12 protein-coding genes are annotated in these 7,661 nt (G+C 32.9%); 3 read left to right on the top strand and 9 right to left on the bottom strand.

Annotated elements, in window-relative coordinates:
* Positions 1-138 precede the first annotated feature (138 nt).
* Positions 139-1,056, bottom strand: a complete 918-nt coding sequence (locus BUB32_RS07980) for an aldo/keto reductase (protein ID WP_072968934.1) — start codon at positions 1,054-1,056, stop codon at positions 139-141.
* A gap of 290 nt (positions 1,057-1,346) precedes the next feature.
* Between BUB32_RS07980 and BUB32_RS07975 the strand changes: the two genes are divergently transcribed.
* Genes BUB32_RS07975 through BUB32_RS07965 form a run of 3 tightly spaced genes read left to right on the top strand, consistent with a single transcriptional unit; the run spans position 1,347 to position 3,865 of the window.
* On the top strand, positions 1,347-1,895 hold the full coding sequence (locus BUB32_RS07975; protein ID WP_072968933.1) for a LemA family protein: 549 nt from the start codon (positions 1,347-1,349) through the stop codon (positions 1,893-1,895).
* A gap of 16 nt (positions 1,896-1,911) precedes the next feature.
* Positions 1,912-2,811: a zinc metalloprotease HtpX gene (gene htpX, locus BUB32_RS07970; RefSeq protein WP_072968981.1), complete on the top strand. Its 900-nt coding sequence runs from the start codon at positions 1,912-1,914 to the stop codon at positions 2,809-2,811.
* Between the two features lie 40 nt (positions 2,812-2,851).
* The gene (locus tag BUB32_RS07965) at positions 2,852-3,865 is read left to right on the top strand and encodes a DUF7309 domain-containing protein (protein ID WP_072968932.1); all 1,014 of its coding nucleotides are present in this window, start codon (positions 2,852-2,854) and stop codon (positions 3,863-3,865) included.
* A gap of 73 nt (positions 3,866-3,938) precedes the next feature.
* Here the strand turns inward: BUB32_RS07965 and BUB32_RS13365 are convergent, their stop codons facing one another.
* The 8 genes from BUB32_RS13365 to BUB32_RS07930 all read right to left on the bottom strand — a co-directional run.
* Positions 3,939-4,037, bottom strand: coding sequence for an IS1096 element passenger TnpR family protein (locus tag BUB32_RS13365; RefSeq protein ID WP_407702966.1), 99 nt, complete (start codon positions 4,035-4,037; stop codon positions 3,939-3,941).
* A complete protein-coding gene (locus BUB32_RS13120) occupies positions 4,003-4,191 on the bottom strand; it encodes a DUF6933 domain-containing protein (protein WP_234949252.1) in 189 nt (62 codons plus the stop codon). The genes BUB32_RS13365 and BUB32_RS13120 overlap by 35 nt, the downstream gene beginning before the upstream one ends.
* Positions 4,192-4,373: 182 nt before the next feature.
* Positions 4,374-5,351 carry a type III-B CRISPR module RAMP protein Cmr6 gene (gene cmr6 / locus BUB32_RS07955; protein WP_072968931.1) on the bottom strand — a complete coding sequence of 326 codons (978 nt, stop codon included), beginning with the start codon at positions 5,349-5,351 and terminating at the stop codon, positions 4,374-4,376.
* The gene (gene cmr5 / locus BUB32_RS07950; RefSeq protein ID WP_084727001.1) at positions 5,348-5,803 is read right to left on the bottom strand and encodes a type III-B CRISPR module-associated protein Cmr5; all 456 of its coding nucleotides are present in this window, start codon (positions 5,801-5,803) and stop codon (positions 5,348-5,350) included. Before cmr5 ends, cmr6 begins: the two co-directional genes overlap by 4 nt.
* Complete coding sequence (gene cmr4 / locus BUB32_RS07945; RefSeq protein WP_072968930.1) at positions 5,800-6,762, bottom strand: type III-B CRISPR module RAMP protein Cmr4; 963 nt, start codon at positions 6,760-6,762, stop codon at positions 5,800-5,802. Before cmr4 ends, cmr5 begins: the two co-directional genes overlap by 4 nt.
* A 2-nt stretch (positions 6,763-6,764) precedes the next feature.
* Positions 6,765-6,977, bottom strand: coding sequence for a hypothetical protein (locus BUB32_RS07940; RefSeq protein WP_072968929.1), 213 nt, complete (start codon positions 6,975-6,977; stop codon positions 6,765-6,767).
* Complete coding sequence (locus BUB32_RS07935; protein ID WP_143152799.1) at positions 6,978-7,187, bottom strand: hypothetical protein; 210 nt, start codon at positions 7,185-7,187, stop codon at positions 6,978-6,980. It abuts the gene before it with no gap.
* Between the two features lie 97 nt (positions 7,188-7,284).
* Positions 7,285-7,661: UPF0236 family transposase-like protein (locus BUB32_RS07930; RefSeq protein ID WP_200773866.1), on the bottom strand; the 377-nt coding region annotated here is incomplete at its 5' end.

Below are 7,661 nucleotides of genomic sequence, written 5' to 3'. Positions count from 1 at the left end.
CCTGCCGGAGCCCGAAGGTCAAGCTTTAGTTTTGTCGCTTTGGAACACCGGAGTGACGATGCAAAATATCTCCTTTGATATTTTTTAACTTTGTCAACAAACTGAATATTTTCTTTATCACAATAATAATACTTGCCTTTATGGTAATTTGTTCCCTGCAGCTCTATATAACTCATACCATTCTTCTCTTGTAAGTTCAATCTCTGATGCTTTGCATATATCTTTCAATCGAGCAGAATTTGTCGTACCAACAATAGCTTGTATCTTTGCTGGATGTCTTAAAATCCATGCAATAGGTATAGCAATAGTTGGCACACCCTTTTTAGCAGCAATTTCGTCAATTTTGTCATTAAGTTCTTTAAATTTTTCATTACCTAAAAAAGTGCCTTCAAAAAATCCATATTGGAAGGGCGACCATGCTTGTATCGTAATATTCTTTAACCTGCAATACTCCAAAACACTGCCATCTCTATCTATAGACTGATCTACTTTCATATTCACATTAAAACCAGAATCTATCATACCTGTATGCATAATACTAAACTGCAATTGGTTTATGATAAGCTTTTGGTTTAAATACTTACTAAGCAGTTCTATCTGCATCGAATTAAAATTACTTACACCGAAATTTCTAACCTTGCCACTGCTGTGAAGTATTGAAAAAGCCTCTGCCACTTCTTCTGGTTCCATCAAAGTATCAGGGCGGTGTAATAACAAAACATCTATGTAGTCAGTTTTGAGCCTTTTTAAGCTTCCATCGACAGATTTTAAAATATGCTCCTTTGAAAAGTCATAATATCCATGTCTTATGCCACATTTAGTTTGAATAATTATCTTTTCTCTGATATCAGCCTTTTTGCTTATTGCCTCAGCAAATACCTCTTCAGATTTACCTCCTCCATATATATCAGCATGGTCAAAAAAATTTATTCCTTCCTCCAGAGCCGTATTTATAAGTTCCGCCACTTCTTTTACAGGCTTATCAGCAATCCTCATACAACCCAACGCAATTGCCGAGGCCTTTATTTCCCCATTACCAATATTGATATACCTCATTTAAAACACCTCTTAACTTTTTGCTTTTATTATAACATACAGCAAAAATTTTTCTAACCGTTTTATATCATTTTATAAAGCAAAATCCAACACAAATATTAAGAAAATTCCGACATACCTGACAAAAATAATCTAGCCCCATAAGCATCTGATACCAAAGTTATATTCTGTTGCATGTATAATAGATATATAATATAATGAAATTAAAATGTCAAACGTAGTGTAAGAAAATTAAAGGAGCAAATATGGCAGGCCAGAAATTTATAGTGAATATGAAGGAGGAACACAAAATGACATGGATAATTTTAGGTATCGTAGCAGTTATAGTTTTGTGGTTTATTGTGACTTACAATAGTTTTATTAATTTGAAAAACAGAGTAGAAAATGCTTGGGCGCAAATAGATGTACAGTTAAAGAGAAGATATGACCTTATACCTAACCTTGTGAATACAGTAAAAGGATATGCTGCTCATGAAAAAGAGATTTTTGAAAATTTAGGAGAATTAAGGGCTAAGGCAATGGGAGCTCAATCAGTAAAAGAAGTGGGAGATACTAATAATCAGATTACACAAGCTCTTAAGACAATTTTTGCTGTTGCAGAAAATTATCCAGAATTAAAGGCAAATGAGAATTTTTTAAAACTCCAAGAAGAATTAACTAATACAGAAAATAAAATTGCTTTTGCAAGACAGTTTTATAATGATATAGTCATGCAGTACAATGCAGCACAACAGAGAATCCCTGCTTCTATTGTTGCAAATATGATGAGATTAACACCTAAGGAATATTATCCTGTTGATGAAGGCGAAAGAGGGCCTATTAATGTCAATTTTGATTAACGAGGGTGTGAGTGTAATGTCTAGAAAAACTCTATATGAACTTCAATCAGAAAATGTAAGGAAAACTTATCTATTTATAGTTACATTTTCTCTTATACTTTTTGCTATAGGTTATTTTTTTGTATGGTATTTCAACTGGGGACTTACAGGAGTAGTTCTTTTAGCAATTTTTATTGTGCTGTATAATTGGATAGCATATGAACAGTCGGATAAAATAGCTCTTGCGTCGGTGGGAGCCGTCCCGGCAAATCCAGAGGAGTATTATGTTCTTCATAATATTGTGGAAGAAGTTGCTCTCGCAGCAGGTATACCAAAGCCTAATGTTTATATAATGGAAGAATCCCAACCTAATGCTTTTGCTACGGGCAAAGACCCAAAGCATGCTTCTGTTTGTGTCACGACCGGTCTACTTCAAATGATGAATAGAGAAGAGCTCCAAGGAGTAATAGCTCATGAAATATCTCACATCAGAAATAGAGATATACTTTTAATGACGGTTGTTGCAGTTGTTGCAGGACTTATAATTTTACTCAGGGATGTAATGCTAAGAAGTATGTGGTGGGGAATGGGAGAAAGCAGAAGAAGAGATAAAAATGACAATGGAGCTATAATTCTCCTCATTATTGGGCTTATTTTTTCTATTATTGCTCCTCTTATTGTATTAATTATAAGGTCTGCAATTTCAAGACAAAGAGAATATTTGGCAGATGCAACTGGTGCCTTTATTGTAAGAGATCCCTATGGTCTTGCATCAGCTCTTGAAAAAATAGGTAGTTATACTAGACCCATGAGAGTTACCTCTGACGCAACAGCTCATTTGTTTATATCAAATCCTTTTGGAAAAGCGGAAAAGTTATTTGCAACTCATCCACCAATTGAAGAGAGAATTAAGAGGTTGAAAAGCCTTACAATGTAAACGACATAAGAAAATTTTATAAAGAAGGATGTAAATAGTAATGAAAGAAAAGGTGCTATTAGAAGAGTGGAAAGAATTGTATGAGGTAGCTGTTAAAATAAAGGAATTAAATCCTTGGAAATATTTTTGGGATGTAGATATAATAACATTAATTTTGCCAGAAAATGAAGAACCAGTCTATTGCAGTGTAATGGGAAGAGGAGGAGAATTTTACGGTATAGGTTTTTATTTTGGGTTTGATGCTTTGGACAATTTTTACAAAATTATTGAGACTACTGATATGCCAGCACAGCAAATTCAGAGATTTCAAGAAGATAATGTAATTATATGCTATTTTGGGGATAGAGAAGAGTTATTTAAAGAAGAATTGCAAATTGTAAAAGACCTGGGATTAAAGTTTAGAGGTAGGAATAACTGGATCTATTTTAGGTCTTTCAAGAAAGGATATGCTCCTTATATTTTGAATAAAGAAGAAGTATTAAAACTGTCAGCAATAATGAAATATTTATTACAAGCACTAAAAAATTACATTAAAGAAGATATTGTAGTTAACTTTGAAGAGGGAGAAACTTTAGTTCATAAATACGATGAGCAAAAAAATCAATGGGTTACTTTAGCAGCACCCCTTTTGTTGCCCCAAAGAAAATATTTAATTCCTGTATTAAAAGATGAGCTTCTTTTATCAAGAATAACAAAGCAGCCAACTACTTCTGCCGAAATAGAAGTTGATATAGCATATTTAAATATCACAATTAGAGATAAAGAATATGATAGACCAATTGCAGGGAGAATATGTGTTCTCGCTGATTCTAAATCAGGAATGATAATAGATCAACATATTCTTTCTCCAGAAGACGATGAAGTACAATATGTTCTGGATATGGTAATTTCATATATTTTAAATGTGGGTAAACCAAAGAAAATATTTGTAAGAGATGAATATTTATTTCATTTATTGGTTGATTTGTGTAAAAGAACTAAAATTAGTTTATATATAAAGAGAAAACTTGATGCGATTGATTATTTTGTGGAAGAATTTGTAAACTTTAGATAGAGATAGGTTCATTTACACACTGTTCCACCAAAAATATATCAAGAAATTTCTGGAGCAATAGTCTATCAATTTTCTAATTACCTAAAATATAGTTGATAATAACATTTTCGATATAATGCCGCCAATTATCTCCAAAGTCATAAACATATAACAACCTTTTGTACTGTGGAATATACTCTGATAACTTTATTCCCTTTTCTAATCTCATTACTTCGATTTAAGGTGATCAAATTCGCATGCCAAGAAAATAACAAATTTTCTTCTTCATATGAAACAGGTTTTCTCTCTATCACATCCAACAATTTTTTTGTACATTGTATTAACATAGCCTATCACACCTATCCCTATAAAAATCTTATTACCTTCCTAAAAAACAAACTTATGTATCACTTTACCTTCGTCCTCTACTTCCAGCAATGATTAATAGCACAAACGTAAAAGCAATCACCCATGTGCCTTTAAAAAAAGAGAATATTCCTCTGTAAATAGATCTCTGCATGAATCAAATTTAGAAATCAGTAAATATCCCATACCCAAGAGAAGTTTTCGCACCAACTCCATGTTCCTTTAATGCATCTTTGGCGCATTTTACAGCTTTTAAAGTTAAAGTTTCATCTTTCCCCGCAACATAAAACGCAAATTTAGTATTTTCTACAGTTAAAAAAGGCAAAGGTCGTGGCTGATCCCAATCAGCAGGAGGTTGTGTACTAAAATAATAATTCTTATAATGGGGATTCATCACATCAATTTTTAATGTTATCTTATCACAAGGATATGCATCAAAGAAAATTATTTCGCCTTCCCTTTCCTGTGTACCAAAAATTCTAATCAAATCGTAAAAAGACACATTATCTATTGTTATGGATAAATTTTTCCCTTCTCTTAATTTTTCTGAAATCTCTTCTACTGCAGTATCAAAATTAACATCTTCACCTTTTTTAATTCTTGCATACTCTTCGGCAAACTTTAAAACAGACCAGTGTTTAATAATTCCCTTAATTGCACTTGCTGGAATATAAGGCACACCATAGATGTGATGAAGCGTCATAGAAGTCTCTTGAGGATGTGATGCTCCTAAACCAACTACGAATCTCCATAAAGGTTTTCCTTTGAAACTTTTAACTTTATATCCGTTATTTTTAAAACTGTTTATCACACTCTCAAGCCGAGTACTTATATAAGATACTTCATCTGCCACTTTATTCATTTCATTGATTACCAATTTTAAATACTCAACCTTATTATCTTTTCTCACAAGACCGTTTCCATCAAAGGAATAGGGAATTAATTTACTAAAAATAAGAGCTGAGTTCTTAACATATGATGAAGAATGGTATTCAAATGACTTTTCCTCTTCTTTTCCTGTATGAGTATTCCATTTAAATGTAGAATATTTTTCAATTTCCTTAAATAACAAACTTCTTGTGTCAGCAGGGTTATAAAAAATGTACCTTTCATCCTTACGTTTTTCTCTAAATTTTGTCATTTCTCTATCATTCCCTCCGCAAATCTTGAAAGCCACGTCAAGAAAGCCAATATTTCTTGAGTTATATATCTATATTCTACTGAATCACAGGAAATTACCCATTCCACTAAGTCTTCTTTTTGTGGAGGCATAGAAATTCGCAATGTAGTCTCACTTTTCATGTAGTCGGTAATTTGTTTATATAACAATCGGTATACTTCACTTTTCCCTTTTTCTGCTTCGCTTTCTTCCTCATCAGATCCTGCCTTTGCTTTTAAAAAAGCAAGCGCCTGTCCAAGTCCATTTGTCAATATCATTGTAGGAATTTTTCGAGCATATGATCTATATTCTTTTCTCCTTTCTTTTTTATCCTCACCTTTAAATACTTTTTCTATAGCTTGTCTAACACATTCATACGCAAATTCTGCTCTACCTCTTTCCAATTTGCGCATGGTAGATAGCCCATTACTCATGTTCTAACCCCCTCTAGAAGCTGAATCCTTGTGATACCTTTACCGATAGTCTTATTCCCTCCAATTTGTATAACCTCATGGAGTCCTTCTTTAAAATAACTGATAACTTTCTCGGCTTCTTTTTCAGAAGTTTCGTCAGCAAAAGCCCCCTTCCTTTGTTCCTCCTCCATTATTGCAGTTGCCATAGCTATTGAATATAAAATTGTATCTTGAGGTAGGTACTCTTCATACCATAAATTTTTAGCTGTACCCTTATTATCATCAATAACTGTTCTTGCAATGACCTCGGTAGACGTAGAAACAAACTCTTTAAACTCATCGTCTGAAAGGATCACAAGATCTTTCATAAATTTCTCTCTCCAGTATTTATATATATCAGGTTCTTTTGAAGGAAATATTTTTTCAGCAAACCATTTAGCAATTTTTGTTGTTTCATCATCTGGCACAACCTCAAATGTATATTCCTCTAATACAATTCTCGAAGAAACTATTAAATTCGAATCCTTTGGAATAGTTCCTTCTTTTGCTTTAAAACTCTCTACATCATTATTAAACTTGATCATTCTCATATCCTCTTTAAACCTCTCTATTACTTGAGGACATGTAATCCAAGCAAAAATCCCCCTCAATGACTTTACAGGAAAGAACAAAATTTTTGCATCCATAAAAGCAAGCGCAGCTGCATGTTCATTCCCACTTTCAGGCCCAAAAATCAGTGGCACGTAATCTTTTACTTTTATCTTCTCCGCCTGTTCCCCTTTGTTTGGCATCACTATTTCTTTTTCTGAATTTTCAAATGCCTCCCTGATACTCCCTTTTAACCCCGACCCCTCAATTTTAGGAAAATTAGTATGTCTTTCCCTTTGTATAGGCAAATCTACAAGCCCTAATTCACTACCACTCCCTGGATGAAGTGGTGTTTCCACAATTAAAAAGAAAGGTTGGAATTTTAAAAACATAATTAATATTCCTCCTTTAGCACAATTTTATCTATTCGGTAAATTTCGTAACTACTTAAGTTTTCGATTTTAGACAAATTATTAGCAAACTGTTTTATATATTCGCTTTCAGCATTATGTACCTCACTACCTATTGCAATATCTCCAATATAGACACTCCATTCCTCACTTCCATAACTCGTTTTCCATTTTTCAATTGTGTATATAATTCTCACTTATAAGTTCTCTAGCGTATCAGAGCACAAAAGATATATCTCCAATTCTTCTTCCAATTCTTCTTTTAACTTAACCAAACTTTTTACTTCAGCTGGAATATTTTCTTTTTCTTCTAATTTTTTCTTATTTATCCACTCTGTTATTTTCTTTTTTATATCTGCTATTCTTCTTATTTCTTTATTATACTCCGATCCCCCCTTGTCTTTCAAATCTTCTACATATCTTGATAGTGTCAAGATACTGTAGGATATTTTTAAGACAACCCCTGTAACTTACTTAATTCAGGGCTTCGTCTTATCATGTTCTTTATATGACTTGCGCGTATTTTATTGCTCTTAAAATCCTATATATTGGCGTTACTTTCCCTATATTCAAAACTGTAATATTATTTATCTTTTCATTTGTAGACGTTTTAATTCTCCTTACCGCTTCTTTTATTTGCTTCTTCGTTAATTTGTAACTTTCTGCATTTATATTCTCTCTCTTACCCCATTCTATTTCTCTTAGATCTCCTCCATTCTTGCTGAATACTCTTAATTTCGCCATTAACTTTAATCCTTCTCTACTCCATCCCAATGGATTCCTACTTAATCTAGAAGAAAATACATGACTTATATGCCCTTCTGCACTGCACCCTATTACATCTTTGTCTTTACTGTATATCTCTACTCCTTCCCAATTAT

Origin of the sequence: Thermoanaerobacter uzonensis DSM 18761, from assembly GCF_900129115.1 — a bacterium.
In the GTDB taxonomy this organism is placed as follows: Bacteria; Bacillota; Thermoanaerobacteria; order Thermoanaerobacterales; family Thermoanaerobacteraceae; genus Thermoanaerobacter; species Thermoanaerobacter uzonensis.
This window is presented reverse-complemented; position numbering and strand designations above follow the sequence as displayed.